This window comes from Methylobacterium oxalidis (genome assembly GCF_007992195.1).
GTDB lineage: Bacteria > Pseudomonadota > Alphaproteobacteria > Rhizobiales > Beijerinckiaceae > Methylobacterium > Methylobacterium oxalidis.
In genome coordinates this window covers 1-579 of the sequence record NZ_BJZU01000341.1, presented here as the reverse complement: position 1 = coordinate 579, position 579 = coordinate 1, and the positions used below count along the sequence as shown (strand labels likewise).

General features: G+C 71.7%; 1 protein-coding gene. It reads right to left on the bottom strand.

The annotated features are described in order from the left end of the window. Positions 1-271: 271 nt before the first annotated feature. On the bottom strand, positions 272-579 hold a 308-nt coding region (locus tag MOX02_RS30895), incomplete at its 5' end, for an Hsp20/alpha crystallin family protein (RefSeq protein WP_147029558.1).

Here is a 579-nt window from a genome sequence, read left to right as displayed (position 1 = left end):
CGCGACAGGTTCGGGTAGGCCAGAACGTCGTGTGGGTGCCGGAACACGTCGCCGGGCGCGACGAGAGCCTCGAACGGATCGACGGCCGACGCCCTGAGCGTCGCGGCGGCCATCGGACCGAGGCGCTCGATGGTTGTCTCGATCTGCTGCATGGGAACCCTCCTCCTCGTGAGCAAAGGCTGGGCGACCGGCGCCGCCTGGAGGTCCGCGCCGGCCGCCATGTCATGCGTTCAGTCGTTCCTCTGACTCCCTGGTCGAGAGGGCCTCCCGGTCAGTGAGCCGTCGCCTGCGGCCCGCCGCCGTTGATCGCGATGCGCCGGCCGCGCTCCGGCGCCTTGGCCGAGCGGGGCAGCGTCACGCTGAGCACGCCGTTCCGGAACGTGGCCTCGACCTTGTCCTCCTCCACCGCGAACGGCAGGGCGAGGACGCGCTCGAAGCGGCCGTAGGAGCGCTCCGAGTAGCCGCGCTGCGTGTCCGTCGTCTCGGCCCGCTTCTCGCCCCGCAGCGTCAGGACGCCGTCGTCGATCGTGAGCTCGACGTCCTTCTCGTCGAGGCCGGGCAGCTCGGCGGAGACGCGCA